The organism is Pseudomonas floridensis, from assembly GCF_002087235.1.
GTDB classification, from domain to species: Bacteria; Pseudomonadota; Gammaproteobacteria; order Pseudomonadales; family Pseudomonadaceae; genus Aquipseudomonas; species Aquipseudomonas floridensis.
Genome location: NZ_MUIO01000130.1, coordinates 12,551 through 39,048, shown reverse-complemented (window position 1 = coordinate 39,048; position 26,498 = coordinate 12,551). Strand labels below are relative to the sequence as shown.

At 58.0% G+C, this 26,498-nt stretch carries 22 protein-coding genes; 17 read left to right on the top strand and 5 right to left on the bottom strand.

Translation table 11 applies throughout. From position 1 onward, the window contains the following. Positions 1 to 47 precede the first annotated feature (47 nt). Positions 48 to 1,436, top strand: coding sequence for an MFS transporter (locus BZK31_RS25710; RefSeq protein WP_083186054.1), 1,389 nt, complete (start codon positions 48 to 50; stop codon positions 1,434 to 1,436). A gap of 97 nt (positions 1,437 to 1,533) precedes the next feature. On the opposite strand, the gene BZK31_RS25705 is transcribed toward BZK31_RS25710, so the two are convergent. From BZK31_RS25705 to flgA, 4 genes are all read right to left on the bottom strand, one after another. After that, positions 1,534 to 2,280 (bottom strand): flagellar brake protein, encoded by a 747-nt coding sequence (locus BZK31_RS25705; RefSeq protein ID WP_083186053.1) that lies wholly within the window; start codon positions 2,278 to 2,280, stop codon positions 1,534 to 1,536. A gap of 82 nt (positions 2,281 to 2,362) precedes the next feature. Next, positions 2,363 to 2,830 (bottom strand): flagella synthesis protein FlgN, encoded by a 468-nt coding sequence (locus BZK31_RS25700; protein WP_083186052.1) that lies wholly within the window; start codon positions 2,828 to 2,830, stop codon positions 2,363 to 2,365. A 49-nt stretch (positions 2,831 to 2,879) separates the two neighbouring features. Continuing rightward, positions 2,880 to 3,188 (bottom strand): flagellar biosynthesis anti-sigma factor FlgM, encoded by a 309-nt coding sequence (gene flgM, locus BZK31_RS25695; protein WP_083186051.1) that lies wholly within the window; start codon positions 3,186 to 3,188, stop codon positions 2,880 to 2,882. Between the two features lie 159 nt (positions 3,189 to 3,347). Beyond that, on the bottom strand, positions 3,348 to 4,106 hold the full coding sequence (flgA, locus tag BZK31_RS25690) for a flagellar basal body P-ring formation chaperone FlgA (RefSeq protein ID WP_083186050.1): 759 nt from the start codon (positions 4,104 to 4,106) through the stop codon (positions 3,348 to 3,350). A gap of 78 nt (positions 4,107 to 4,184) precedes the next feature. Between flgA and BZK31_RS25685 the strand changes: the two genes are divergently transcribed. The 6 genes from BZK31_RS25685 (at position 4,185) to flgE (ending at position 9,201) form a co-directional block, all read left to right on the top strand. After that, positions 4,185 to 5,111 (top strand): chemotaxis protein CheV, encoded by a 927-nt coding sequence (locus BZK31_RS25685; protein WP_083186049.1) that lies wholly within the window; start codon positions 4,185 to 4,187, stop codon positions 5,109 to 5,111. A gap of 60 nt (positions 5,112 to 5,171) precedes the next feature. Continuing rightward, complete coding sequence (gene cheR / locus BZK31_RS25680) at positions 5,172 to 5,999, top strand: protein-glutamate O-methyltransferase CheR (protein WP_167378107.1); 828 nt, start codon at positions 5,172 to 5,174, stop codon at positions 5,997 to 5,999. A gap of 297 nt (positions 6,000 to 6,296) precedes the next feature. After that, positions 6,297 to 6,704 carry a flagellar basal body rod protein FlgB gene (gene flgB / locus BZK31_RS25675; RefSeq protein WP_083186047.1) on the top strand — a complete coding sequence of 136 codons (408 nt, stop codon included), beginning with the start codon at positions 6,297 to 6,299 and terminating at the stop codon, positions 6,702 to 6,704. Between the two features lie 3 nt (positions 6,705 to 6,707). Then, complete coding sequence (gene flgC, locus BZK31_RS25670) at positions 6,708 to 7,148, top strand: flagellar basal body rod protein FlgC (protein WP_083186046.1); 441 nt, start codon at positions 6,708 to 6,710, stop codon at positions 7,146 to 7,148. A 15-nt stretch (positions 7,149 to 7,163) separates the two neighbouring features. Then, positions 7,164 to 7,844 (top strand): flagellar hook assembly protein FlgD, encoded by a 681-nt coding sequence (flgD, locus tag BZK31_RS25665; protein WP_083186045.1) that lies wholly within the window; start codon positions 7,164 to 7,166, stop codon positions 7,842 to 7,844. A gap of 28 nt (positions 7,845 to 7,872) precedes the next feature. After that, a complete protein-coding gene (gene flgE, locus BZK31_RS25660) occupies positions 7,873 to 9,201 on the top strand; it encodes a flagellar hook protein FlgE (RefSeq protein WP_083186044.1) in 1,329 nt (442 codons plus the stop codon). Positions 9,202 to 9,407: 206 nt separating this feature from the next. On the opposite strand, the gene BZK31_RS25655 is transcribed toward flgE, so the two are convergent. After that, positions 9,408 to 9,599: a hypothetical protein gene (locus BZK31_RS25655; protein ID WP_083186043.1), complete on the bottom strand. Its 192-nt coding sequence runs from the start codon at positions 9,597 to 9,599 to the stop codon at positions 9,408 to 9,410. Positions 9,600 to 9,882: 283 nt separating this feature from the next. Here BZK31_RS25655 and BZK31_RS25650 point away from each other — a divergent pair, with 283 nt between their 5' ends. The 10 genes from BZK31_RS25650 to BZK31_RS25605 all read left to right on the top strand — a co-directional run bounded on the left by BZK31_RS25650 (position 9,883) and on the right by BZK31_RS25605 (position 26,225). Beyond that, positions 9,883 to 10,623 carry a flagellar basal body rod protein FlgF gene (locus BZK31_RS25650; protein WP_083186042.1) on the top strand — a complete coding sequence of 247 codons (741 nt, stop codon included), beginning with the start codon at positions 9,883 to 9,885 and terminating at the stop codon, positions 10,621 to 10,623. Between the two features lie 46 nt (positions 10,624 to 10,669). After that, the gene (gene flgG / locus BZK31_RS25645) at positions 10,670 to 11,458 is read left to right on the top strand and encodes a flagellar basal-body rod protein FlgG (RefSeq protein ID WP_003412455.1); all 789 of its coding nucleotides are present in this window, start codon (positions 10,670 to 10,672) and stop codon (positions 11,456 to 11,458) included. An 84-nt stretch (positions 11,459 to 11,542) separates the two neighbouring features. Further along, complete coding sequence (flgH, locus tag BZK31_RS25640) at positions 11,543 to 12,259, top strand: flagellar basal body L-ring protein FlgH (RefSeq protein WP_083186041.1); 717 nt, start codon at positions 11,543 to 11,545, stop codon at positions 12,257 to 12,259. Between the two features lie 13 nt (positions 12,260 to 12,272). Further along, positions 12,273 to 13,382: a flagellar basal body P-ring protein FlgI gene (locus BZK31_RS25635; RefSeq protein WP_083186040.1), complete on the top strand. Its 1,110-nt coding sequence runs from the start codon at positions 12,273 to 12,275 to the stop codon at positions 13,380 to 13,382. A 10-nt stretch (positions 13,383 to 13,392) separates the two neighbouring features. Further along, positions 13,393 to 14,634, top strand: coding sequence for a flagellar assembly peptidoglycan hydrolase FlgJ (flgJ, locus tag BZK31_RS25630; RefSeq protein WP_083186039.1), 1,242 nt, complete (start codon positions 13,393 to 13,395; stop codon positions 14,632 to 14,634). Positions 14,635 to 14,644: 10 nt separating this feature from the next. Continuing rightward, the gene (flgK, locus tag BZK31_RS25625; protein ID WP_083186038.1) at positions 14,645 to 16,702 is read left to right on the top strand and encodes a flagellar hook-associated protein FlgK; all 2,058 of its coding nucleotides are present in this window, start codon (positions 14,645 to 14,647) and stop codon (positions 16,700 to 16,702) included. A gap of 13 nt (positions 16,703 to 16,715) precedes the next feature. Then, complete coding sequence (locus BZK31_RS25620) at positions 16,716 to 18,308, top strand: flagellar hook-associated protein 3 (protein ID WP_083186037.1); 1,593 nt, start codon at positions 16,716 to 16,718, stop codon at positions 18,306 to 18,308. 88 nt (positions 18,309 to 18,396) lie between these two features. After that, positions 18,397 to 21,972 (top strand): glycosyltransferase, encoded by a 3,576-nt coding sequence (locus BZK31_RS25615; RefSeq protein ID WP_083186036.1) that lies wholly within the window; start codon positions 18,397 to 18,399, stop codon positions 21,970 to 21,972. 114 nt (positions 21,973 to 22,086) lie between these two features. After that, positions 22,087 to 24,993, top strand: coding sequence for a TIGR00180 family glycosyltransferase (locus BZK31_RS25610; protein WP_083186035.1), 2,907 nt, complete (start codon positions 22,087 to 22,089; stop codon positions 24,991 to 24,993). 305 nt (positions 24,994 to 25,298) lie between these two features. Continuing rightward, entirely contained in the window at positions 25,299 to 26,225 is a 927-nt protein-coding gene (locus BZK31_RS25605; protein WP_167378106.1) for a ketoacyl-ACP synthase III, read from the top strand. The last annotated feature ends 273 nt before the right edge of the window (positions 26,226 to 26,498 follow it).

The window sequence follows — 26,498 nt, the reverse complement described above, 5'->3', positions numbered from 1 at the left end:
TGTTTCGGGCTCGTCCGTTCGGGCGGCTCCGTATTTTTGGAATGTCGATGCGCCAAATCTGGAAGTCCTTTCGAGCGCTGTATTTTGCCTCGTTGATGATGTTGATCGGCTCGGGTCTGCTGAGTACCTATCTGGCCCTGCGCCTGGCCGCCGATCAGGTGGACAGTCTGTGGGTCGGTGCGCTGATGGCTGCAAACTATTTCGGTCTGGTGCTGGGCGGCAAGATCGGTCACCGGCTGATCGGTCGTGTCGGGCACATTCGCGCCTATGCAACCTGCGCGGGCATCGTCGGCGCTGCGGTGCTGGGGCACGGATTGATCAGTTGGCTGCCTGCCTGGCTGATTCTGCGGGTCATCGTCGGTCTGGGGATGATGTGTCAGTACATGGTCATCGAAAGCTGGTTGAACGAACAGGCAGCGGCCAAGCAGCGCGGGATGGTGTTCAGCGGCTACATGATCGCGTCCTACCTCGGGCTGGTGCTGGGGCAACTGGTGCTGGTGGTTCATCCACAGCTCGGCCCTGAACTGTTGATGCTGGTGGCGTTGTGTTTTGCCCTGTGTCTGGTGCCGGTTGCCATGACCCGAGCAATTCACCCTGCGCCGCTGCACCCTGCGCCACTGGAGCCGCGTTTCTTCATGAAACGGGTGCCGCAGTCGCTCACGGCTGTGCTGGGCGCGGGACTGATCATCGGCTCCTTCTACGGTCTGGCGCCGGTCTACGCCGCAGAGCAGGGGCTGACGACCGAGCAGGTCGGTCTGTTCATGGGCTGCTGCATTCTCGCGGGCTTTCTGGTGCAGTGGCCGCTGGGTTTGCTGTCCGATCGCTTTGATCGCTCGGTGTTGATGCGCGTATTCGCCGCGGCACTGGTCGTCGCTTCATTGCCGCTGGCGGTGTTTCCCAGCGTGCCGGTGGAAGTGCTGTTCGGCGTCGGCTTTCTCGCGTCGCTGATGCAGTTCTGTCTCTATCCACTGGCGGTGGCATTCGCCAATGACCACGTCGAGGCCGAACGGCGTGTGTCCCTCACGGCCATGCTGCTGATGACCTATGGGATCGGCGCCAGCATCGGTCCATTGGCGGCGGGCGTGGTCATGAAGATGTTCGGCGGCCACATGCTGTATGTGTTCGTCTGCGGTGCCGGTGCCGTGCTGGTCCTGCTGATTCGTCCCAAGGCTGTCACACACCTGCACCAGGTCGAGAATGCTCCGCTGCACCACGTCGCGATGCCGGACAGCATGTCCAGCTCACCGCTGGTAGTTGCCCTTGACCCGCGTGTGGATGAACAGGTGGTTCAGGAGCAAATGCAGGCCACTGCCGAGCCCGAAGCTGAATCGGTTGCCGAAGATGAGCATATGCCTGAATCCCACGGTGAGCAGATCGCCGAAACCGAGCCGGTAGACGGTGAGCGTGAGCGAGAGGAAGAGACCTGGAAAGCCTGATGCTGCGTGCAGGTGAAGCTAACGCGAGAGGGTGATGCAAGAGGATGTGACGTGATTGCGGTAGCGATACCGCAATCACTGCCGCAGCGGACGTCTGTCAGAAGTCGTCGTCTTTGTCGAAGCGTCGGGCTTCACGTTGCAGTTGGTACACGAAGCGTTCGACCTGGCGCTGTACCAGTCCGCTCATGTTGTGAAAGCGAACCCCGGCGAACGTGGTGTTGACCCTTTCTTCGAAGTGCAGATAACGCAGTTCGACCGGCGCGGTCATTGCGCCGAACGGCAATCTGGCGATGAAGCGTTCGTACACCTGACCCAACTGCATACGCTGGGAGAAATCGCCCTCGAAGCGCAGCTTGCATCCGGTTGCGGAAATGTCCAGCAGCTTGCCAACCAGTGGCGACTTGAGCCTGTCGCCACCGATCTCGATATCGACCAGTTGTGCAAGCTTGAGCGCGGCGCGGAATGCGTTGCGACGCTGGTGATAGATGACTTCCTCAGGCATGGCGCCGCGGTAGAAGCGCTGACCATCGTTATCGATGATCTCCATCTGCGCCGAGCTTTCCCAGGCGATACGCACGCCGTCGTGAAAACCTTCAACCCGAAAGGACTCGCCATTGCTCAGGAATCGTTCACCATCGCGGGGGATCATTTCGTCGAGCGCCATGACGTTACTGTCACGATCGACCTCGAGAACGTAGCTCTGAAAGCGCTGGGCGCGCTCGTGGAAAGTGATGATCAAAGGATCATGACTTTCGAGGAGTAGCCGCAGGTTGGCGGCGATTTCCAAAGGTGTGTTCAAAACCTTCGGGGGCTGCGGAGCATCATCCGCGCTTGAGCCATTCACGTCTTTACATCTCCAGGCAAAATACTACGGCAACGCAACAGCGGGCATTCTGCCACTACGCACGAAACCTTTATACAGGAAGTTACGCCTGACTGAGGGGGCGTGGTCTTGCTCTTCCAGCAGTCGAACCGCGACTGTCGTACAGGGTCGGCGTGTCGCCGCCATTCAGAATGCGAAGCTGGTGGGCCGTGCTCACCTGCTGCAGTTGAATGAGGCTGCCATTGCGCTCGTTGAGCGCCTGGCATTCAGCGATCAGCGCGTTCAGCGCGTCGGCGGTCGTGAGCAGTTGCTCACCGATGTCCGAATGGCTGGCCAGTTGCTCCAGACCCTGCCGGTTGGCGGGTAATCCAAGCCCTGTCAGCACCTGACTGCGGCGGCGCCCATGCTGTTCGAGCAGAATCACCAGCGCCTGTTTCTGCGCCAGTACGTGTTCCATCTCGCCCATGTCGCGGCCGTGGAGGATCAGTGACTCCGCTTGCAACAGCTCACGCAGCTGCGTGGCCGGAACCATGTCGTCATTGATCATCTGAAGCAAAATAGTGTCTTGCATCGCATGCTCTGGTTTTTAAGCGTCCAGAATATCCAGCGCGAGCCGGCGGCTAGCGTTGGGTTTCGAGTTGGAGCATCTTTTTGGCTACACTGTTGCTGTCCACTGTGTAAGTGCCGTCGGCGATAGCCTGTTTGAGTTCGGCAACGCGTGCGCTGTTGACGACCGGCAGGTCGGCAAGCTTGTCAGTGATTTTCTGCAACTGTTGAGCCTCACTGCTCAATGAAACGGTTTCCCCGGTGCTTTTGACGCCTGCGGTGCTGCTGGCAGGGGCCGAAGCTTCGGTCTTGCTGGTGTCTTTGACGCCGTTGGTACGTGCGGCAGGTTGGGGGCTATTGATACGATTGAAGTCTATGACCATGATAAAAAACCTCTGGGTGTTTGGACGCTTGCCTTGTTTTCGGCCATCCCCGACAAAACTTTAGGCACGTCGTGATAAAGCTTCTCAATAGAGGCTTACACCGCCGGATAGTCACCGCAGTCTAGAAAAAACGTCCGTCCTACGCCAGCATCATTATGTTCACATGGCCACTTCCACCTGTCCGGGCCCGGTCACGTTTGCCTTGATGACCCGGTTGGAATTGAGGTTCTTCACCCGTATCTGCTCGTTGAAACTGCCATCGGACATCGCCTCGCCAGGCATGCGCACCGCGAGCGAACCGCTGCGGGCGATGATGATCACCTGGTCGCCCTTGTGAATCATCTGCGGCTGTTCCAGTGCCACCGGCGTCACGACCTGGTCGATGACCATTGGTCGGACAACCTTCTGCCCAACGGCCTGATCCAGCGAAGCGAGAAATCCAAGGCCTACGCTGCTCACATCGCGCTCGCGCATGGCCACATCGTCTTCAGTGACGATGGCGTCGCGTTTGAGTGGACGCATCACCGTCACGACGTTACGAAACAACTGCACCTGAGCCGGTACGAAGACGGTCCAGGGCGACGACCCCTCACAGCGAACCCGCACGGTTACCCGGCCGACAGGGCGCGGACTCTCCAGTGCGGCTGTCAAATCCTTGTCACAGGAACCCATGCGCAGGCGAGGGTCCAGCTGCTTGACCTGGATGTCATGGCGACCTTCGATCTGGTTGGTTGCCAAATAGTCTTCTACTGTGAACTCAAGAAACCCTTGGGTAACGCCGATAAGCTGTTCAGGCAGTGTGAAATTCTCTGCGCGACAGAGGTTTGTCACGCTGAAAAGGCACAGCATGCCGATTGCGCACAGAAGCCTGCGGGTTTCTAATGCGAGGTGTCGAAAAATTGTCGTCTTTGCGTTCATGACGTATAAAAAGCAAAGCCCGTGCCGCTTGCCAGCCTGGTGTGTGGAAAACGGTCGCTTTGGTAGGAGGGGGTCGGCATGGCAGGTGTAATGGATTCGGTGAACCAGCGCACGCAGCTGGTGGGTCAGAATCGCCTGGAGTTGCTTTTGTTCCGTCTCGACGGCAAGCAGCTCTACGGGATCAATGTGTTCAAGGTAAAAGAAGTACTGCAATGCCCGAAACTTACCATCATGCCCAAATCGAGTCCGATCGTGCGGGGTGTGGCGAATATTCGCGGCGGCACTATTCCGATCATGGACCTGGCGATGGCGACAGGTTCGGCAGGCATGATTTCGCTGGTCAATTCCTTCGTGATCATTACTGAGTACAACACCAAGGTTCAGGGTTTTCTGGTGCATTCGGTCGAACGCATCGTCAACATGAACTGGGAAGAGATCCATCCGCCGCCCAAGGGCACCGGCCGCGATCACTACCTTACGGCGGTTACGCGGGTCGACAATCAGTTGGTCGAAATTATCGACGTCGAGAAAATTCTCGCCGAGGTTGCGCCGATCTCCGAAGAGGTGTCGGTGGGCGTTATCAATGAAGAGGTTCATCACAAGGCTGTCTCGCTGCGCGTGCTGACGGTCGATGACTCGTCGGTGGCACGCAAACAGGTCAGCCGCTGCCTGGAAACGGTTGGCGTGGAAGTGGTTGCGCTGAACGACGGGCGTCAGGCGCTGGATTACCTGCGCAAGATGGTCGAAGAAGGCAAGAAACCTCATGAAGAGTTTCTGATGATGATCTCCGACATTGAAATGCCGGAGATGGATGGCTATACCCTAACCGCTGCGATACGCAATGACCCGCGCATGCAGAAGATGCACATCACCCTGCACACCTCGTTGTCCGGTGTTTTCAACCAGGCGATGGTCAAGAAGGTCGGTGCCGACGATTTCCTCGCGAAATTCCGGCCTGACGATCTGGCAGCCAGGGTAGTGGCGCGCATCAACGCGTCAGAGTAAACAGCTTAAATAGCCGGGGGCGTCGCTCTCGGTGATTCACATGATTTGAGAGGCTGCACCTTGTCTACGGGTAATTTGGATTTTGATCAGTTCCGGGTTTTTCTGGAAAAAGCCTGTGGCATCCTGCTTGGGGAAAACAAGCAGTACCTGGTGTCCAGCCGTCTCAACAAGCTGATGGAGCAGCAGAGCATCAAGTCGCTTGGCGAGTTGGTCCAGCGCATCCAGACCCAGCCCCGCAGCGGCCTCAAGGAGCAGGTGGTCGATGCAATGACGACCAACGAAACCCTGTGGTTTCGCGATACCTATCCCTTTGAAGTCCTGAAGAACAAGGTGTTGCCGGAGCAGATCAAGGCCAGTCCCGGTCAGCGTCTGCGTATCTGGTCGGCAGCGTGTTCGTCGGGTCAGGAACCGTACTCGTTGTCGATGTCGATCGATGAGTTCGAGCGTGCGAATCCAGGTCAACTCAAGTCGGGTGCGCAGATTGTCGCCACCGATCTGTCGGGTGCGATGCTCAATAACTGCAAGACCGGCGAGTACGACAGCCTGGCCATTGGTCGCGGCCTGTCGCCGGATCGGCTGCAACGTTTCTTCGACGTCAAGAGCCCGGGTCGCTGGGTGGTCAAGGCGCCGATCAAGAATCGTGTGGAATTTCGCTCGTTCAACCTGCTCGACAGTTACGCTGCGCTGGGTAAGTTCGACATCGTGTTCTGCCGCAACGTGCTGATCTACTTTTCGGCCGATGTGAAGAAAGACATCCTGCTGCGCATCCATGGCACGCTCAAGCCGGGTGGCTACTTGTTCCTGGGCGCTTCCGAAGCCCTCAATGGTTTGCCGGATCATTATCAGATGGTTCAGTGCAGTCCCGGAATCATCTACAAGGCCAAGTGATTGGCAAGTGTTCAAAAGAGAGGCCTTCGGGTCTCTTTTTTTTGGCTCGCGTTCCGGCTGGCGGCAAACGTGGTGCTGTCAGGATGTCAGGATGTCAGGCTGCCGCCGAATACTGGCAAAAAAACGGCACCTGGCTTGCCGCTTTACCTCTCTATAGCGGAAATGCCTTGCCGCTTTTCTGGCATTGTCGCCTCGCCACTGCCTCCAGGCCCCGTAATCATTGGGTTTTGAGAAGTGGCACGCCGATTGCTTTGTCAGTGACAACAGAATCAGGTCAACCGGCAAAGGTTTCCCGACATGAGCATCAGCTTCGATAAAGCGCTAGGCATTCACGAAAAGGCCCTCAACTTCCGGGCTCAGCGTGCAGAGGTGTTGGCCAACAACATTTCCAACGCCGACACCCCGAACTTCAAGGCTCGCGATCTGGAGTTCTCTTCGGTGCTGGCCGCCGAAAACGACAAGGTCCAGAACGGCCGTTTCGCGCTGAACAAGACCAACAGTCGTCATATCGAAGCCGAGGGCATGGGCAACCAGGACGGTACGCTGATGTACCGCACGCCGTCGCAGCCTTCGCTGGACCAGAACACCGTCGATTCTCAGGTCGAGCAGGCCAGTTACACCGAGAACGCCATGGGCTTCCAGGCCAGCTTCACCTTGCTCAACAGCAAATTCAAGGGGCTGGTTGCAGCCCTTCGCGGAGAGTAATTCATGTCACTAGCCAATGTGTTCAACATTGCCGGTAGCGCCATGAGTGCCCAGACCACGCGTCTGAACACCACGGCCAGTAACATTGCCAACGCCGAGACCGTGTCCTCGAGCATGGACCAGACCTACCGCGCCCGTCATCCGGTGTTCGCCACCGTGATGCAGGGTCAGCAGTCCACTGGCGGCTCGCTGTTCCAGGATCAGGGCGAGGCCGGGCAGGGTGTCCAGGTCAACGGCATCATCGAAGACAGCTCCAACCTCGAGGCGCGCTACGAGCCCAATCATCCATCGGCTGACAAGAACGGGTACGTCTACTACCCCAACGTCAACGTCGTGGAAGAAATGGCCGACATGATTTCCGCCAGTCGTTCGTTCCAGACCAACGCCGAAATCATGAACACCGCAAAATCCATGATGCAGAAGGTTCTGACCCTCGGTCAGTGATAGAAGGCGAAAGATATGGCCGTTGAAAACAATGTATCGACGACGAGTTTCATAAACTCGCTTCAGAACCCGACGCAGACGAAGACCGATTCGACAGGCGCGCTGGGCAAGGATGCGTTTCTGCAGTTGCTCGTCACGCAGATGAAAAACCAGAACCCGCTGGACCCTCAGGACAACACCGAGTTCGTGGGCCAGTTGGCACAGTTCAGCAGCGTCGAAAGCCTGCAGAACCTGACCAAGACGGTCGATTCGATCGCCGGTAGCTATCAGTCGTCCCAGGCCCTGCAGGCCTCGTCGCTGGTCGGTCGTTCAGTGATCATCGATGCGAGCTCCACGACGGTCGACACGGCCAAAGGCATGATCGGCTCCGTGGTCGTGCCCAATACCAGTTCCGCGACAAGCGTCAAGGTCTACGATCCTCAGGGCAATCTGGTCGATACCGTCGACCTCGGCACTCAGCCGGCCGGTACGGTCAGCTTTGCCTGGGATGGTACCGACAGTGACGGAACCGCGCTTGCTTCCGGCAACTACACCTTCACGGCGGCAGGCTCGATCGAAGGCAAGAATACCCAGTTCACCACCTACCTGCCTGCGACCGTCAACAGCGTCACGCTGGGCGTCAATGGTGCGGAAACAAAGCTCAACCTGGCCAGCGGCAGTGTTGCCCTGTCCAAAGTTCAAACGATCGGAATATAGAGCCGACTAGACGGCGCAGGAGTGGAATATGTCTTTCAATATCGGTCTTAGTGGGCTCTATGCTGCAAACAAGAGTCTTGACGTTACCGGCAACAACATTGCCAACGTAGCGACCACTGGCTTCAAATCGTCCCGTGCGGAATTCGCGGATCAGTACGCGCAATCCATTCGCGGAACGTCCGGCCAGACCAACGTCGGCAGCGGCGTCAGCACTGCTGCGGTGGCGCAACAGTTTTCTCAGGGCAACCTGACCACCGGCACCGCCAACAGCCTGGACCTTGCCATCAACGGCAACGGTTTCTTCCAGCTCAGCAATAACGGCGAGAAGCTGTACACCCGTGCCGGTGCGTTTCACACCGACAAGGAAGGTTTTGTCGTCAACAGCGCCGGCATGAAGCTGCAGGGTTACAACGTCGACGCCAACGGCAGCATCGTGACCGGTGCGCTGAGCGACCTGCGTGTCGATTCCTCGAACCTGCAGCCGAAGGCGACCACGGCGATCACCAACGTCGCCAACCTGAACTCGACCACTGCGTTGCCGAGCCTCAACACCTTCGACGCCACCGACACCAAAAGCTACAACATGAAGTACAGCACGCCGACGTTTGACTCACAGGGTAACGCGCACACCCTGGATCAGTACTTCGTCAAGACTGGCACCAATACCTGGTCCATGTACTCGCTGATGGATGGTCGCAGCATCTCGAACCCGACCACCACCACGCCTGACAAGAATGACCTGACCTTCGATTCGGCGGGCAACCTGGTCGTAGCTGCGCCCGGTGCTGTGCCGACCAACAGCGCGAACATTACCTTCAACACTGACGGTACGTTCACTGTCGATAACTGGGTGCCAGGCGTGCAGACCGGATCCGGCACGACAACGACCTGGGTGGCCAATGGTGCCAGCGGTGCAGACACCATCAAGCTGAACATGTCCGGCATCACTCAGACCGCCTCGGTGTCGGGTCTTATCTCTCAGGATCAGGACGGCTACGCTACTGGCCAGCTCAGCGCGATGAGCGTTGACGCAACCGGTAACCTGTTCGCCACCTACACCAACGGTAAGTCGCAGGTGATCGGCCAGACGTCGCTGACCAACTTTGCCAACGTACAGGGTCTGGCGCAGGCTGGCGGTACCAACTGGCGTGAAACCTTCGCGTCCGGTGTGCCGGTCAGCGGCACGCCACAGTCCGGCACGCTGGGTTACATCACGGGCCAGGCGCTGGAAGAGTCTAACGTCGACCTGACCATGGAGCTGGTCAATCTGATCAAGGCGCAGAGCAACTATCAGGCGAACGCCAAGACCATCTCGACGCAAAGCACTATCATGCAGACCACCATTCAGATGACCTGATGACGTCGGTTCGCAACTGAAGAAGCCCCTGTCAAAAGGGGCTTTTTTTATGTCTGTGAGCAGTTGCCGAATGACGCGGTTCGTACTGCGATTGGTCGGGTTGCAAACGGGCAAGGCTCTCATGAGGTGAGGCCGAGCGTCAGACTGTTTATACGAGCGTGATGCCGACACACATTCCGAGTCAGTCCACCTGACCGGGTATGCGGTCAGATCGAGCAGTCGGATTTGACGAAGTGACCTTTCAGTCGGGTCCAGCCCGGTCCGGGGCTGGTCTGTGCGCACACAATGCGGCTGTCGCCCTGCCATCTGTAGTAATAGGCGGGGGCGGCCTGGGCGAGCAGGGCGAGGGTCATCGCGCTGGCGGTGACCACGCCGATAAAGCAGGTGCGAGCAGGCATGTGGATTCCCGTGGCGAGGGGTTGATGGTCGCCAGATTATCACTGCGCGCCCCGCATCATTCGGTATCAATGAAGTTTTTTTGGCGGTGCCTTACGCGTGATGGCAGGTGAGCGGCAGTCCACCGCCGCTATCGGCTCACTCGTTGCCAGCGCGTCTGGGGCATTCGCCTGTTTTTGCTGATAAATCAGATAGTTGTGTTGGTCGTGAGAAGTTGGTTCAAAAATTGCTTTCTCCCTCTCAGAACAGCTACAGGCGGCAAGCGTCTGTCGGAGGAGGAAGACTGTGGACAAGTTGCTTTACGTCGCAATGAGCGGTGCATCGGAAAACGCGATCGCGCAGAAGGCCCACGCCAACAACCTGGCGAACGTGTCGACCAACGGTTTCATGCGCGACCTGGAACAGGCCCGCTCAATGCCCGTGTTTGGCGAGGTCAACCCGTCGCGTGCCTACGCCATGAGCGAACGTCCCGGGACTGATTTTTCCGGCGGAGCCATGGTCGAGACCGGCCGTGCACTGGACATCGCCATCAAGGGCAATGGCTGGATCGCGGTTCAGACGCCTGACGGCGGCGAGGCTTATACCCGCAGTTCCGGCATGAATATCGATGCGTTGGGCGTGCTGCGCGACGGCAGTGGTTTGCCGGTAATGGGCAATGGCGGTCCTATCGCCGTGCCGCCGCAGCAGCAGATCGAGATCGGCGCCGACGGCACCATCAGCGTTCGTTCTCTGGGCGAAAGCCCTCAGGTGATGGCGCAGGTTGACCGTATCAAGCTGGTCAACCCTGATCTGAAAACGATGGAGAAGGGCCCTGATGGCCTTATTCACACCAAGAGCGGTCGCCCTGCCGACGTAGACGCCAACGTCCAGGTCGAGTCCGGTTTTCTGCAGGCGAGCAACGTGAACGCCGTCGAGGAAATGACCTCGGTGCTGGCCTTGTCCCGTCAGTTCGAACTGCACGTCAAGATGATGAAGACCGCCGAAGAAGACGACCAGTCGATGGCTCGCGTCTTGCAACTTGGCTAACTATTGACAGCTTGCGCCGATAATCCGGCGCTCGAGGAGAATCCACATGCTTCCTGCACTATACGTCGCCAAAACCGGCCTTGCCGCTCAGGACACCAACCTGACCACGATCTCCAACAACCTGGCGAACGTGTCGACCACAGGTTTCAAGAGCGATCGCGCCGAGTTCCAGGACCTGCTCTATCAGATCAAGCGTCAGCCAGGCGCGCAGTCCACTCAGGACAGCGAACTGCCTTCCGGCCTGCAACTGGGTACCGGTGTGCGCATCGTCGGCACGCAGAAAAACTTCACCGCCGGTAGCCTGCAGACCACCAACAACCCGCTGGACCTGGCTGTCAACGGTCGTGGTTTCTTCCAGGTGACCCAGCCGGACGGCACCATTGCCTACAGCCGTGACGGTACGTTCCACCTGGACGCCAACGGCCAGATCGTGACCGCCAACGGTTACGCCCTGGAGCCTGCGATCGTCGTTCCACAGAACGCCCAGACCTTCACGGTCGGCCAGGACGGTACCGTTTCGGTGACGCTGGCGGGCGCGACTGCCACGCCGCAGATCATCGGCAACATCCAGACCGCCGACTTCATCAACCCGGCCGGCCTGCAGGCCATCGGTGGCAACCTGTACCTGGAAACCGGTTCGAGCGGCGCGCCGCAGATCGGCACGCCAGGCCTGAACGGTCTCGGCCCGACCCTGCAGAACACGCTGGAAAACTCCAACGTGAGCACGGTTGAGGAACTGGTGAACATGATCACCACGCAGCGCGCCTACGAGATGAACTCCAAAGTGATCTCGACCGCCGACCAGATGCTGCAGAACCTGACTCAGAACCTGTAACACCCTGACGTACCTGTTGCTGTGCAAGCTCAATCCGATGCGGCGCCTGATAAGCGTCTGTTACACCGCGAGGTTTCAAGTGTCATGAAACACCTTAGTGTTGTTCCGCGTTTTTCAGTGTTGATCGCTTCATTGTGCGGGATCGCTTTGCTGTCGGGCTGTGTGGCGCCGTCCGCCAAGCCCAATGACCCTTATTACGCGCCGGTGCTACCGCGCACGCCCATGTCGGCTGCTGCCAACAATGGTGCGATCTATCAGGCCGGTTTCGAGCAGAACCTGTACGGCGACCGCAAGGCATTCCGGGTTGGCGACATCATCACCATCACCCTGTCCGAGCGGATGGCGGCGAGCAAGGCTGCAAGCTCGGACATGAACAAGAACAGCACCAACAGTATCGGCCTGACCTCGCTGTTCGGTTCGGGCCTGACCACCAACAACCCGATTGGCGGCAATGACCTGAGCCTGAACGCCGGTTACACCGGCGCACGCACCACCAAGGGCGATGGCAAGGCTGCGCAGAGCAACAGCCTGACCGGCTCGGTCACCGTGACGGTTGCCGATGTGCTGCCTAACGGCATTCTGGCGGTGCGTGGCGAGAAGTGGATGACGCTCAACACCGGAGACGAGCTGGTGCGTATTGCCGGCCTGGTACGCGCAGACGATATCGCGACCGACAACACCGTTTCCTCAACCCGTATCGCTGACGCCCGCATTACCTATTCGGGGACCGGAGCCTTCGCCGATACCAGCCAGCCAGGCTGGTTCGACCGGTTCTTCCTCAGCCCGTTGTTCCCTTTCTGATAGCGGGATAGACATGATCAAGCTCAAGCAACTGATAGCGGCGACTCTGTTGTTGACCACAGCGTTCGGTGTACACGCCGAACGTCTGAAGGACATCGCCAGCATCTCCGGCGTGCGTGCCAACCAGCTGATCGGTTACGGTCTGGTGGTGGGTCTGAACGGAACGGGCGACCAGACCACCCAGACGCCGTTCACGCTGCAGACCTTCAATAACATGCTCTCGCAGTTCGGCATCAAGGTGCCTGCGGGTTCCGGCACCGTGCAGCTGAAAAACGTCGCGGCGGTTGCGGTTTACGCGGATCTGCCTGCGTTCGCCAAGCCGGGGCAGACCGTGGATATCACTGTCTCTTCGATCGGTAACTCCAAAAGCCTGCGTGGCGGCGCGCTGTTGATGACGCCGCTCAAGGGTGTCGACGGCAACGTTTACGCAATCGCGCAGGGCAACCTGGTGGTCGGCGGTTTTGATGCGGAAGGCCGTGACGGTTCCAAGATCACCGTCAACGTACCGTCGTCGGGTCGTATTCCCGGCGGTGCTTCGGTCGAGCGTTCGGTGCCGAGCGGCTTCAACCAGGGCAACACCCTGACCCTGAACCTCAACCGCTCCGACTTCACTACGGCCAAACGCGTCGTGGACAAGATCAATGAACTGCTCGGCCCTGGCGTTGCGCAGGCGCTGGACGGTGGTTCGGTGCGCGTCACCGCGCCTCTGGATCCGGGCCAGCGTGTCGATTACCTGTCGATTCTGGAGAACCTCGAAGTCGATCCGGGCCAGACCGCCGCCAAAGTCATCATCAACTCGCGGACCGGCACTATCGTGATCGGCCAGAACGTGAAGGTGTCGCCTGCCGCCGTGACGCACGGCAGCCTGACCGTGACCATCACCGAAGACCCGATTGTCAGCCAGCCAGGCGCGTTGTCCGGTGGCCAGACTGCGGTAGTGCCTCGCTCGCGGGTCAATGCCCAGCAGGAACTGCACCCGATGTTCAAGTTCGGCCCGGGCACCACGCTCGACGAAATCGTGCGCGCGGTCAATCAGGTGGGCGCTGCGCCCGGTGACCTGATGGCCATCCTCGAAGCCTTGAAGCAGGCCGGCGCGTTGCAAGCCGACCTGATCGTCATCTGAGGACGCGTCCATGGACATGCTCAAGAGCGGAATCTCCGCGCCGGTCGACTCGGGTGCCTACACCGACGTCAACCGTCTGGCGGCGCTGAAACATGGCGACAAGGACAGTGTGGCCAACCAGAAGAAGGTGGCTCAGGAATTCGAATCGCTGTTCGTCAGCCAGATGCTCAAGGCCATGCGCTCGGCCAACGAGGTGCTGGCCAAGGATAACCCGATGAACACCGCCGCGACGCGGCAGTATCAGGACATGTATGACCAGCAGTTGGCGGTGACGCTGTCGACCCGTGGCAATGGCATCGGTCTGCAGGACGTGCTGATGCGCCAATTGTCGAAGGACAAAGGCATTCAGCACGCTCCCGTGACCGATGCTGCTGCACCGGCCGCCGATGCGGCGCCTGCCAAGACCGGTCTGGCGACCAGCGTCTATCAGCGTCCACTGTGGGCCACACGTTCGGTGGCTGCGGATCAGGCGGCGGCTGCCGCCTCGGCGTCCGGTGAAGGGCGCAACGACATGGCGCTGCTCAACGCGCGTCGCCTGTCGCTGCCGGCCAAACTCACCGACCGGCTGCTGGCGGGCATTGTGCCGTCTGCGACCGCCGCTGCAAACGTGGCCAACAGCCCGATGCCGTCGCGCGCTGTCGCAGGCGCTGCCGGTCACAACGGCGACTGGACCATGGACCCGAACCTGGCGCCTGCACCGGAATACGTGCGCACCATGGCGCAACCACCGCTGGCGCCTGCCAAGCGCGCATTCAGCAACGCCGACCAGTTCGTCGAAACCATGCTGCCGCTCGCCAAGGACGCGGCTGCGCGTATCGGCGTCGATCCTGTCATGCTGGTGGCGCAGGCCGCACTCGAGACCGGCTGGGGCAAATCCATCATGCGTCAGCAGGATGGCAGCAGCAGTCACAACCTGTTCGGCATCAAGGCGGCTGGCAGCTGGAAGGGGCCGGAAGCACGTGCGATCACCAGCGAGTTCCGTGACGGCAAGATGGTCAAGGAAACCGCGGATTTCCGTTCCTACGATTCCTACGCCGACAGCTTCCACGACCTTGTCAGTCTGCTGCAGAACAACAATCGATATAAAGAAGTGGTCAATTCGGCCGATAAACCGGAACAGTTTGTAAAAGAGTTGCAGAAGGCCGGCTACGCAACAGACCCGGACTATGCCAGCAAGATTTCGCAGATTGCGAAGCAGATGAAGAGTTACCAGACGTACGCCGCCGCATCGGGCTCTTCCACGACTTTATAAGGTTTTAATCATGTCGCTGATTTCAATTGGGCTCTCAGGTATCAATGCCAGCAGTGCCGCGATCAACACCATCGGTAACAACACGGCCAACGTGGATACCGCCGGTTACTCGCGTCAGCAGGTAATGACCACGGCGTCGGCACAGGTCAATATTGGTCTGGGGGTCGGCTATATCGGCACCGGCACCACGCTGTCCGACGTGCGCCGTATTTACAACGGTTTCCTTGATAGCCAATTGCAAAAAAGCACAGCGCTCAGTGCTGAAGCCAACGCGTACGCCGGTCAGGCTGGCAAGACCGATAAACTTCTGTCCGACAGCACGACGGGCGTTGCCGCTCAACTGGCAGACTTCTTCACCAAGATGCAAGCCATTGCCACCAGCTCTACGCAGTCGGCTGAGCGTTCGTCGTTCCTGACCCAGGCAACAGCACTCAGTGCACGATTCAACTCGGTAGCCTCGCAGTTGTCAGCGCAGAATGACAACGTCAACGCTCAGTTGAATACCTACGCCACGCAAGTCAATGACTTGACGAGCACTATTGCCAGTCTGAACAAGCAGATCACCCAGGCATCGGCCGGCAACACCACACCCAACTCGTTGCTGGACACACGCAATGAGACCGTGCGCAAGCTCAACGAACTGGTGGGTGTCAACGTCGTCGAGAACAACGGCAACTACGACATTTACACCGGTTCCGGGCAATCACTGGTAAGTAACGCAACCTCCTACAAAATGTCCGCGATTCCAGGCAGCGCCGACCCGTTGCAATACAGCTTGCAGATCACCTACGGCCAGACCCCCACCGATGTGACGTCTGTGCTCAAGCACGGTGCAATCGGCGGTCTGCTGGACTATCGGTCCGAGGTGCTGATTCCATCTGCCAACGAACTGGGCCGTGTCGCCATGGTGCTGGCCGATCAGGTCAACAGCCAACTGAGCCAAGGTGTCGACAGCAAAGGTAATTTTGGGACCAGTCTTTACGCCAATATCAACAGCGCTGAAAATATCTCGCAGCGCAGCACCGGCAAGACGACCAACTCTGCGAACTCCGGTAACCTGGATGTCACGATTTCCAATACCAGCAAGCTAACGGCTGACGACTACGAGGTCACCTTCAACGACGCCACCAATTTCACGGTGCGTCGTCTGCCCAACGGTGAAAGCGTGGGCACAGGTGTACTCGGCAAGACGCCGCCGGATCAGTTCGAAGGCTTCAGTATGAGCCTGAACGGTAACGCCGTAGCGGCTGGTGACGTTTTCAAAGTCTCACCAACCCGTAACGGTGCCAGCGGTATTGCCGTATCACTGACCGACCCCAAGGACATCGCGGCAGCAGCCCCTCTGACCGCAGCCGCTGGCGCGAGCAATGCCGGCACTGGCGGCTTCACCCAGCCAGTGCTCAACACCAAAGCCGACATCTATAACAGCACTCAGACCGCTGATTTGCGTAACGCGATCAAAGAGTCGACACCGATGAAACTGGTCATGGGCGCGGCCACCACAGCAGGCGTTCAGAGCTATTCGCTGGTAGACGCAACTGGCGCTGCCGTACTGGATCAGAATGGCAATGCGGTGGGTGGCACCATTATTCAGGGGCAAAACAATACGCTCAAACTGAGTATTGGTTACAGCACGTCGACTACGCCCAGTACCAAGGCTGCATTTGAAGTCCAGATGACGCTGTCCGGTTCGCCGGTCGTCAATGACACGTTCAGCATCAGCCTGACCGGTGCGGGCTCTTCTGATAACCGCAACGCACTTGCGGTGGTTGGCCTGCAGACCGCCAAGACTGTCGACGTCACCAACGGTAATGTTGGTACCAGCCTGTCCGGTTCTTATGCCGATCTGGTGTCCACCGTGGGCGCACGTTCGGCTCAGGCGAAAAGTTCGGTCACGGCAGCCACCGCAGCCGTAGAAACCAGCAAGGCGGCCCGAGATGCAGTGTCGGGTGTGTCGCTGGATGAAGAAGCGGCCAACCTGATCAAGTACCAGCAGTACTACACCGCCTCATCGCAGATCATCAAGGCGGCACAAACCATGTTCAGCACACTGATCAACAGTCTTTAAGGAGTCGTGAACCATGCGTATCTCAACTACCCAGTTCTACGAATCCACAGCGGCCAATTATCAGCGCAACTATTCAAACGTATTGAAGACCAGCGAAGAGGTGTCCAGCGGTGTCAAGCTCAACACCGCCAGTGATGACCCCGTGGGGGCCGCTCGTGTCCTGCAGTTGGCTCAACAGAACTCCATTCTGACCCAGTATTCGGCAAATATCGGCACGATCAATACCAATGTGGTCAATACCGAGACGGCATTGAGCAGTATCATCGATACCATGCAGGCTGCTCGTGAAGAGCTGATATCAGCGGCAAACGGTGCCAATACCGACTCTGAGCGTCTCGCCAAGGCTTCGGTGCTCAAACAGTATCAGAGCCAGATTCTGGGACTTATGAACAGTCAGGACCCGAATGGGCAATACATATTTGCCGGTTCCAAGTCCTCGACGCCGCCCTTTTCGATGAACGCTGATGGTTTTTACAGCTACAAGGGCGATCAGACGAGTGTCAACCTGGCGGTAGGCGATGGTCTGGTGTTGGCCAGCAACACGACTGGCTATGAAGCATTCGAGCAATCGGTTAACGCCACGCGCACGTCTTCGACACTCATTTCCCCTGCAACCGATGATGGCAAGATCGGTCTTAGTTCTGGCCTGGTGACGTCGACTCCTGCCTACAACTCGAGTTATCAGGCTGGCGAACCCTATACACTGACTTTTCTAAGCGGTACGCAATTCAGGATCACCGATGCCGCCGGCACCGATGTGAGCACTGATGCGTCGTCTGCGGGCAAGTTCAGCAACAGCTCTTTCGACGCGCAGACGTTTACCTTCCGCGGCGTCGAGCTGACCCTCAACGTCAACCTGCCTGCGGCTGACAAAGTGTCGCAAGCCGCGGCTGACGCTGCACTGACCAATCGCACCTATCAATTGGCCTCCACGCCAGATAGCGTATCTACGTCGCGAAGTGCCGGTAACACCTCTAGCGCCAATGTCAGCAGTTCGACGGTGGGTGATACGGCGGCTGACCGAACTGCGTTTAACAATGCCTTTCCTACAGGCGGCGCAATTCTCAAGTTCACCAGTCCTACCGCTTACGATTTGTATGCGTCACCCTTGACCAGCAGCAGCAAGCCGGTGTCCAGCGGTACGATGACCGGTTCGATCGCCAATGCCGCAGGGGTCAACTTCAACCTCAGCGGTACGCCTGCTGCCGGTGATCAGTTTGTTGTGGAGTCTGGCACGCACCAGACCGAGAACATTCTGAATACGCTGACGGCGGCGATCAAAGCCTTGTCGACCCCCGCCGATGGAAATCTGGTGGCGTCGCAGAAGATCAAGGCAGCGCTGGAATCTGCGTTGGGCAACACAGCCAGCAGCCTCGCTCAGGCTTCCACCGCACGCGCCAACGGCGGCGCACGTCAGCTTGCTGCAACGGCCCAAGGGACAACCAACGAGCTGCTCAAGGCCAATAATACGGTTGAGCAGGGCACGTACGTAAATGCTGACATCGTCGAGGCGACCACCCGGCTGACGTTGCAGAAGACCATGCTGGATTCATCTCAGCAGGTGTTTACCATGCTGTCCAAGTTGAACCTGTTCAGTCAGCTTTGAAGCCTGACGTTGAGCATCCGCCGTCTTTTTTCAGCGGTGAGGGGAGCCATTCGGCTGGCAGGTTCCCCGCCGCTCGCGAGTCTGTAAAGTGAATTCAGTCCCCCTCGTCAGTATCGTCATCCCCGCTTTCAACCCACGCTTTTTCCGTGCTGCGTTGCAGAGTGCTCTGGACCAGGTCTACGACAACCTCGAAATCATCGTCTGCGACGATTGTCGCACCGACGAGATTAAAACGATTTTTGATGAGCTGATTCCTTCGGACTGCGACCGTGCGCGTTATGTAGGCAACCCCAGGCGCCTGGGTTTCCAGGGAAACCTGCTCAAATGCCTCGAAGAAGCTGGCGGCGAGTACATCAAGTTTCTCTGCGATGACGACCGCCTCTACACCTACTGCATCGCGCACCAGGCGCACACCCTTGCTACCTATCCGGAAGTGCAGCTGGTTGTCAGCAAGCGCCATTTGGTGGATGTCGATGGGTATGTATTGCCGGTGCGCATGGAAAACGTCGGTCTGGTGCCCTACGACGCCGTGTTCAAGGGCGAGGACATGCTGGCGATTTTCGAGCGCACGCCACGCAACTATCTGGGCGGTTTCAGCGGTGCGTTGATGCGTCGTGTCGACGTTCTGGAATACCTGCCGTCCCTTGCAGTGCCGGGGCAGGGCTTTGTTGCATTGCTGGATTTCACGCTGTTTATCTGTCTACTGCGTCGAGGCAACCTGGTCGTGCTCAACGCGGTGGAGAGCCTCGAGCGACTGTATCCTGAACGCTTCAGTAGTCAGGCGGACATGTATAAAAAAGCCACCACGGAATGGGGCTGGCTGAACGAAATGCTCAAGGCTCGCAGCGGCGAAGAGGCGCCCGCCCAGGGCTGGGTGCGTTTTCTGCCTCTGCACAAGGCTTTGGAAGAACCGCGCGAATGGGACGAAGTCGGTCTTTATGGGGTAATGGCTGCCCGTCAGGGCATCATGATGAGTCGGGTAGGCGCCTACAGTAACAGCTATGCCGAGTTGTACGCCGAGTGGCTGTCATGCCGCCGGTTTCCAGCGGCGCAGAAGAAGTTGTTCGAGCAACGTATCGCAAGTTGGAGCTGGCAGCCTCGTATTGTCCCGGTGATTATCGATACCGATGGCGACGTCGCGGGTCTCGATATGACGTTACGCAGTATTGTCGAGCAGGATTATGCTGCCGACTCGGTGGTGGTGCTCACCAACGCCAATGTCAGTGACCCGCAGGTATTGCGTTTTTCCCTGCAGCCGGACTGGTCGCGGCAATTGAACGAAGTATTGCCATTGCTGGACAGTGCCGACTGGGTTTATCTGTTGCGCGCCGGCGACCGGCTGACACAACCTTCACTGATGGTAATGGCCGAGCGCATCGCCCAGACACCCGGATTGTTGTGTATCTACAGCGATGAAGGGGCATTGGTCGAAGAGGAGTCCAGAGAGCCGATTTTCAAACCCGGCTTCAATCTGGACCTGCTACGTGCCTATCCCTACGTCGGGCGTGCGCTGGCGTTCGAGCGGCGTAATCTGTTGGAAATGGGCGGCTTCGACCCGGTTCACGACGAATTGGCTCCGCACGATTTCATCTGGCGTCTGGTCGAGGGGCCAGGGGCGCAGACTATCGAGCACATCGCCGAAGTACAGGTCGAATCCACACTGGCATTTGCCGACTGGCTTTCACTACCTTCTGTGATCGATCACAACGCCCCGTTGGTTGCGGCTCACCTGACGCGTATCGGCATGGAGCATGTAATTCATCATGACCAACTGCCGTTGCTCAATCGCATCGAGTATGTGCACCCGTCGCTGCCGCTGGTGTCGATCATTATCACGACCAAGGACCAGTTGGGTGCCATAGAGCGCTGTCTGGACAGCCTTTTCAGTAACACGACTTACCCGCATTACGAAGTGCTGATCGTCAATAACGCCAGCGAAAGCGCCGATGCACAAGCCTGGTTTGCCGCAATGGGCGAGCTGGGCAGCGACAAACTGCAGATTTTCTCGCTGTCTGAAGCTTGCAGCGAAGCCTCGGCTCAGAACCATGCTGCCCGGCAAGCCCGCGGTGACTACCTGTTGATGCTCAGCCCGCACGTCATCATTCATCAGGCCGATTGGCTGCAGGGGCTGGTCAACCATGCCCAGCGTCCGGAAGTCGGCATTGTCGGCCCGCATATTCTCAATCCGCAGGGCACGATCCTGTATGCAGGCATGGTAATGGGCATGGACGGTCTGGCTGGCCGGCCGTTTATCAACTGTCCTGCGCAGACGCGCGGGTATATGCAGCGTCTGCAACTGACGCAGAACTGGAGTGCGGTCAGCGGCAACTGTCTGATGATACGCAAAGAGGTGTTCGAAAACACCGGTGAGATGGAGGCCGCTACCTTTACCCAGGGTTTGCAGGATCTGGACCTGTGCATGCGCGTCGGACGCGAGGGCTATCTGATCGTCGGCACGCCGGATTCCTCGTTGGTGCTGGCCGAGCCTGCTGCCATTGTGCGTGACGAATCCTCACGTCAGGCATTGAATAACGAGCAGAAATCGTTCTTCCAGAAATGGCTCCCCAAGATGGCCAGGGATCAGGCGTACAACCCCAATCTGCATCTCAATGAAAGCCTTTCATTCGCCTTGGACCCAGGTCTGCTGGTGGGCTGGGATCCTTTCTGCTCCCGGCACTTGCCTTCCATTCTGGGCATGGCAGTCAACTCCTCGGCGGTCGGTCATTACCGTGTAAGCCAGCCGTTGTTGGAATTGATAGACGCCGGTCGGGTGGTTGGCCGGATGACTTACGAAAGCGCCTCGGCCGTAGAGATAGAGCGCCAGTCGCCAGACGTCATCGTTTTCCAGGGCCGTTACACAGAGGCCAAAGTCCCGGACATTGAGCAGGCCAGGCATTACTCCAGCGCCATGCGCATTTTTGAACTGGACGATTACATCGCTGATGTCCCTGAGCTGAACGAGCACAGGCGCAACATGCCCGACAACATCGGTGCCATGCTGCGCAAGGGCATAGGCCTGTGCGATCGTGTAGTCGTATCGACTCACCCGCTGGCCGAAGCGCTCTCGAGCATGCACAGCGACATACGTGTGGTGCCGAATATGCTGGCGACCCATTTGTGGAGCGATCTCAGAAGTCAGCGCCGCAGTTCCGGCAAGCCTCGTATCGGCTGGGGCGGCGGCACCAGCCATCGGGGCGATCTGGAACTGATCGTCGATGTGGTAAGAGAGTTGGCCGATGAAGTTGAATGGGTGTTCTTCGGCATGTGCCCGGACTTGCTCAGGCCGTACATCCATGAATTTCATTCGGGGGTCAGCCTGAGGACCTATCCGGCCAAGCTGGCAAGCCTGAACCTTGATCTGGCGCTCGCGCCGCTGGAATTCCATATCTTCAATGACTGTAAAAGTAATCTCAGGCTGTTGGAATACGGCGCGTGCGGCTATCCGGTCATCTGTTCCGATACAGAGGCGTATCGCGGCCATTTACCGGCCACCCGGGTGTACACCAACAGTTCTGAAGAATGGTTGCAGGCGATCCGAATGCACCTCTCCGATCCCAATGCAAGTTACCGCATGGGCGACGAACTGCGCGAGACGGTCTTGCGCGACTTCATGTTGCGTGGCGAGAACCTGCAATATTGGGCCAACGGCTGGCTGCCGGATTGATCTGATCGTTTGTCCACAGGCCAGCGTCTCGCTCGCTGGCGCTGCCACGTTACGTTCTTGCTTCAACGCCTGCTGCGAGTTGAAGACGCAATTGATTCGTTATAGGGAAACATCATGCAACGCCACTCTGGAAATGAACACGCCGCTCTGAATCAGCGTCTGACTCTGGTGTTGATGGCCAAGGACCAGCCTGATTTCCTTCGCCGTGCCTTGAAGTATTACAGCGGCTTTGCGTGCAGCATCGTGGTGGTTGATGCGTCGGCTCAGCCTGATGCCGATATCGCCAACACTTGCGGTGTGCATTATGTACAGAACGCGGCACTGGCCGAGGCCGGCCTCGATTACAGGATTGCCGAAGGACTCAAGCATGTCAGCACGCCGTTCGTGGTGCAGGCTGCGGTCGACAGTTTCCTGCTGCCGGATGCGCTGACCACTGCCTTGAGCTTTCTTGAAAGCAACCCGACCTACGGCGCTTGTCAGGGTTATAGCCTGGGCTATCAGGCGCAGGTCAATCACGTGGACTATTTTCGTCGAGACCGAAAAACCTGCGAAGACTATGCGTCAGACAGTCCTGGTGAGCGGGTTCTGAGTTTCATGGGCGAGGCCTTGTCGCTGCTCAGTGCGGTTACGCGGTCTGAGCTGGCGAAGCGGTGGTTCACGTCGCTTGCCGAAGAAACCGAGCCGCACTGGCAGGAAATCGGCTACATGAATTACTTGGTTGCAGCTGCTCGCGTGCGCATTCTGCCGATTGCTTATGCGCTGCACCTAATGCCAGGCAAGGAGACGGGGCTGCGCTATGGCGCGTCGATAGCTGCAGCGGTCAAGCACATCGATCCCAAAGCCAAAGGGGCTCGTGAGACCTTCGCCAGGGGACTGGTTGCGCTGCTTGGCGAAGGCTCGGGCCTGGAAGGCCCTCAGGGCGTTCAGAAGATCCTGGACGGGCTTGCTGCTATGGCCGAACGTCTCAGCACTCAAGGTTTTCAAGCCGACGAAAAAATCATCAGCGCGGTCTGGAACGTTGCTCTGGAGAAGTCAGATGCGCTATTTGAACCTCGCCAGTTCGTAGAGCTGCCGTTTTACAATCAGCCGTTGTTCGATGAGCTGGCCAGAATCGAGTTTCTGATTCACCTGATGCCGTCGGGTCGCATGCAGATGGAGGGGCTTGAAGCTGCTCTACTTAAACAGGCCGAGTTGTTGCGTACGCAAAGCAACCCGGATGCCGAAACAAGACTTAGTCGCCTGTGGCATGCCTACGAAACCTACGCCTTCAATCTTGGTGTCGTACAGAGCTTGACTGACGAGCTGAGCCGCAGTAAAGACAAAGACAGTGTAAAGCCTCTCGAGCTTGTTTCGGCCTGGGGCAAGCGTCTTGAAACGGCCTCGGGTATTGATAACGGCCAATTGCTCAACCGGATGGCTTCCGGCCAGTTGCTGAACTGGCTCGATTCGCGTGATCCGACGCCTGAATCTCTCGAACAGATCACCAAAAAGCTTGCAGGCCAACCGGCCGGGTCGCAGATCGGCATTTTGGTACTGGACCTGGACGCCGACGTATTCAAGCTGCAGGCAACGTTCGACAGCCTGATCAACAGCCATTACAAGGCCTTCAAAGTGGTGGTGTTTACGACCGGAGAATTACCGGCAGTGACCACAATGAACAATACCCTGCATTTCGTTAAGGTCACCGACAGCAATTGGGTCGACAAGATCAACCAGATCGCCAGGCAGTCATCCAGCGACTGGCTGATGCTCGCGCGGGCGGGCGAGGAGTTCACCCGTAGTGGCTTGCTGCTGGCCAGTGCTGAGCTGATCGATGCGGCGCAATGTCGGGCGGTTGCGGTAGACGAGATTCAACGTCAATCCAATGGCACCCTGACCACCGTGTTCCGGCCGGGTTTTAACCTGGACCTGCTGCAAAGCCTGCCAACCCTGATGGCTTCCCATTGGTTGATCCGTCGTGATGTCTTGGTCGAGGCGGGCGGCTATTCACGTGAACTTCCCAGGGCGCTTGAATTCGATCTGTTGCTGCGCCTGATCGAGCTGGGCGGCATGAGCGGTCTGGCTCATCTGAGCGAACCCATGCTGATCTGCGATGCGCCGGCGCTGAAAGACAATCCGGACGAACAAAAGGCGCTCAAGCGGCACCTTGGAAAGCGGGGTTATCAAGCGGAGGTCAGTTCGCTGCAGCCCGGCACCTATAAAGTCGACTACCGCCACGCCCACCGGCCGATGGTCTCCATTGTGCTGATCGGTCAGGACAACCTGCCTGAGTTGCAACGCTGTCTGCAAAGCATCCTGCAACGGACCCGCTATCCGCGCTACGAAGTACTGATCGGTGATAACGCCAGTACATCTGCCGACCTGTCGACCTGGCTCGACAAGCAGGAACAATCGTCCGCCCGTGTGCGTGTTTTTCGTGCCGGGCAGCGCATGAGCACCTCCTCCTTGCGCAATCTGCTGGGGCAGGAGGCTGGTGGCGAATACCTGATCCTGCTGGATGCGCAAAGCCAGATCGTCAATGTCGGCTGGATCGAGTCACTGCTCAATCATGCACAGCGTCCGGAAGTAGGCGTTGTGGGGGCCAAGCTGGTGGACCGTGAAGGCGCGGTAACCCAGGCAGGCCTGATTCTGGGCTTCAATGGTGGCGTTGGGTCGGGCTTTGTTGGCGAGTCGAAGATGTCTACCGGTTACATGCATCGTCTGGTAGTCGAGCAAAACTACTCTGCCGTGTCGTCGGCGTGCCTGATGATTGCCAAGGCGTTGTATGACGCACTCGGCGGACTTGATGAACAAGCATTCCCTGAAACGCTGAGTGACGTTGATCTGTGTCTCAAGGCTGGCCAGACAGGCTATCTCACAGTGTGGACCCCGCATGTTCAGGTGGTGCATGGCGGAGTTGTGCATGCGTCGAATCAGGAGCTCACTGCGCTGATGGACAAATGGTCAGTGCAGTTCGCGCAGGACGAAGCCTATAACGCCAATCTTGCCCTCCAAGGGCAGGGGTTCACCTTGGCTGTTTGAGCCTTATGCCAGTGGAACCCGGCGCTGCGCAACGGTTTTGGTGTGTTTGACCCTCTTCGCTGGAGCTGCCCGCCAGGCTCCAGCGCGCTTTTCCCCCGACGTAAATTATCGCAAAGCCTGCGCGCCCAAGTGACCTGCAGGTCATAAAGTGCATCTCCTCTGTAATGTTTTACCGCGAGTGACAAGCGCCTGACTTGCCTTAATGTGTCATGCGCCCTGAAAATGTCCGCAATTCGCCTCTATTCGGTAGCGCCCTGATTTTTTTTGGGACGAACATTTACCTGTTTACTAATCGGGAAGCCATGATGATTGGCATAAAAAGCATAGCGAGTTACGTGCCCGCTGAAGGCGTCGATAACTACGCTCAAGGTGCCAGATTCGACAAGGATGAAGAATTCATTCTGGGGAAGATCGGCTCCACGTTCCTGCCGCGCAAGGCTGACGGTCAGGAAACCTCGGATCTGTGTGTAGAAGCGGCCAATACACTGTTTGCCAACAATCCGCAGCTCAAGCGCGAAGACATCGATGTGCTGATCGTCGTCACCCAGAACGGTGACGAAGAAGGGCTGCCTCACACCGCCGCCATCGTGCAGGACAAACTGGGCCTGTCGACCAATGTCGCTGCATTCGATATTTCTCTCGGCTGTTCCGGCTATGTCTATGGCATCTATGCGATCAAGGGCTTCATGGAGGCCGCAGGCCTCAAGAACGGTTTGCTGATCACTGCCGACCCTTACTCGAAGATTGTCGACCCCGAAGATCGCAATACCACCATGTTGTTCGGCGACGCAGCCACGGCCACCTGGATGGGCGAGGGTGCTGCCTGGCAGTTGGGCAAGGCAAAGTTCGGCACTGACGGTTCCGGTGCGCCGCACCTGAAAGTCAGTAATGGCGTGTTTTTCATGAACGGCCGGCAGGTGTTCAACTTCGCCCTGCTCAAAGTGCCTGCTCACCTGCACGAGCTGCTGGGCGAGTCCGGTCTTCAGCCCGATGACATCGATGCGTTCTGCATTCACCAGGGCAGCGCCGCCATAGTGGACGCCGTGGCGCGTCGTTTCGAAGACAAGCCCGAAAAGTTTCTCAAGGACATGGTCGAGACTGGCAATACGGTGTCCTCCAGCATTCCCCTGCTGATCGAGAAGCACGTGTTGGGCTCGTCCTGGAATCGCGTGGCATTGAGTGGTTTTGGTGTCGGCTTGTCATGGGGCTCGGCAATCATTTATCGCGGCTGAACAAGCGTTACGTGAAATAAAAACGCCTGCGGTTAAAATCGCAGGCGTTTTTTTTGAATAATAGGTTGCATAAAGACGACTTCAGTGCAGCACCCCACTTAAAAAGCGCCATTCAGGCCGGTGAACCTCCTCGTTTTTTTGCATGGTTGTGCTTCAAGCCCTTGTTTTATAAGGGGTGGCAGACTGCTAGCAAAATATTAAAAAAAAACCCTCAAGCAACCTGCCATCGCGACGATAACTATTACGAAGGTTCTCTAGGCACACCCGGCGCTT

Coding starts and splice junctions, on each gene's coding strand:
- BZK31_RS25610 (WP_083186035.1), top strand. CDS start 22,087: ATGCAACGCCACTCTGGAAATGAACACGCCGCTCTGAATCAGCGTCTG.
- BZK31_RS25635 (WP_083186040.1), top strand. CDS start 12,273: ATGATCAAGCTCAAGCAACTGATAGCGGCGACTCTGTTGTTGACCACA.
- flgB (WP_083186047.1), top strand. CDS start 6,297: ATGAGCATCAGCTTCGATAAAGCGCTAGGCATTCACGAAAAGGCCCTC.
- flgA (WP_083186050.1), bottom strand. CDS start 4,106: ATGAACGCAAAGACGACAATTTTTCGACACCTCGCATTAGAAACCCGC.
- flgE (WP_083186044.1), top strand. CDS start 7,873: ATGTCTTTCAATATCGGTCTTAGTGGGCTCTATGCTGCAAACAAGAGT.
- BZK31_RS25700 (WP_083186052.1), bottom strand. CDS start 2,830: ATGCAAGACACTATTTTGCTTCAGATGATCAATGACGACATGGTTCCG.
- BZK31_RS25620 (WP_083186037.1), top strand. CDS start 16,716: ATGCGTATCTCAACTACCCAGTTCTACGAATCCACAGCGGCCAATTAT.
- BZK31_RS25685 (WP_083186049.1), top strand. CDS start 4,185: ATGGCAGGTGTAATGGATTCGGTGAACCAGCGCACGCAGCTGGTGGGT.
- flgK (WP_083186038.1), top strand. CDS start 14,645: ATGTCGCTGATTTCAATTGGGCTCTCAGGTATCAATGCCAGCAGTGCC.
- flgH (WP_083186041.1), top strand. CDS start 11,543: ATGAAACACCTTAGTGTTGTTCCGCGTTTTTCAGTGTTGATCGCTTCA.
- BZK31_RS25655 (WP_083186043.1), bottom strand. CDS start 9,599: ATGCCTGCTCGCACCTGCTTTATCGGCGTGGTCACCGCCAGCGCGATG.
- flgG (WP_003412455.1), top strand. CDS start 10,670: ATGCTTCCTGCACTATACGTCGCCAAAACCGGCCTTGCCGCTCAGGAC.
- flgD (WP_083186045.1), top strand. CDS start 7,164: ATGGCCGTTGAAAACAATGTATCGACGACGAGTTTCATAAACTCGCTT.
- BZK31_RS25605 (WP_167378106.1), top strand. CDS start 25,299: ATGATTGGCATAAAAAGCATAGCGAGTTACGTGCCCGCTGAAGGCGTC.
- flgC (WP_083186046.1), top strand. CDS start 6,708: ATGTCACTAGCCAATGTGTTCAACATTGCCGGTAGCGCCATGAGTGCC.
- flgJ (WP_083186039.1), top strand. CDS start 13,393: ATGGACATGCTCAAGAGCGGAATCTCCGCGCCGGTCGACTCGGGTGCC.
- flgM (WP_083186051.1), bottom strand. CDS start 3,188: ATGGTCATAGACTTCAATCGTATCAATAGCCCCCAACCTGCCGCACGT.
- BZK31_RS25710 (WP_083186054.1), top strand. CDS start 48: ATGCGCCAAATCTGGAAGTCCTTTCGAGCGCTGTATTTTGCCTCGTTG.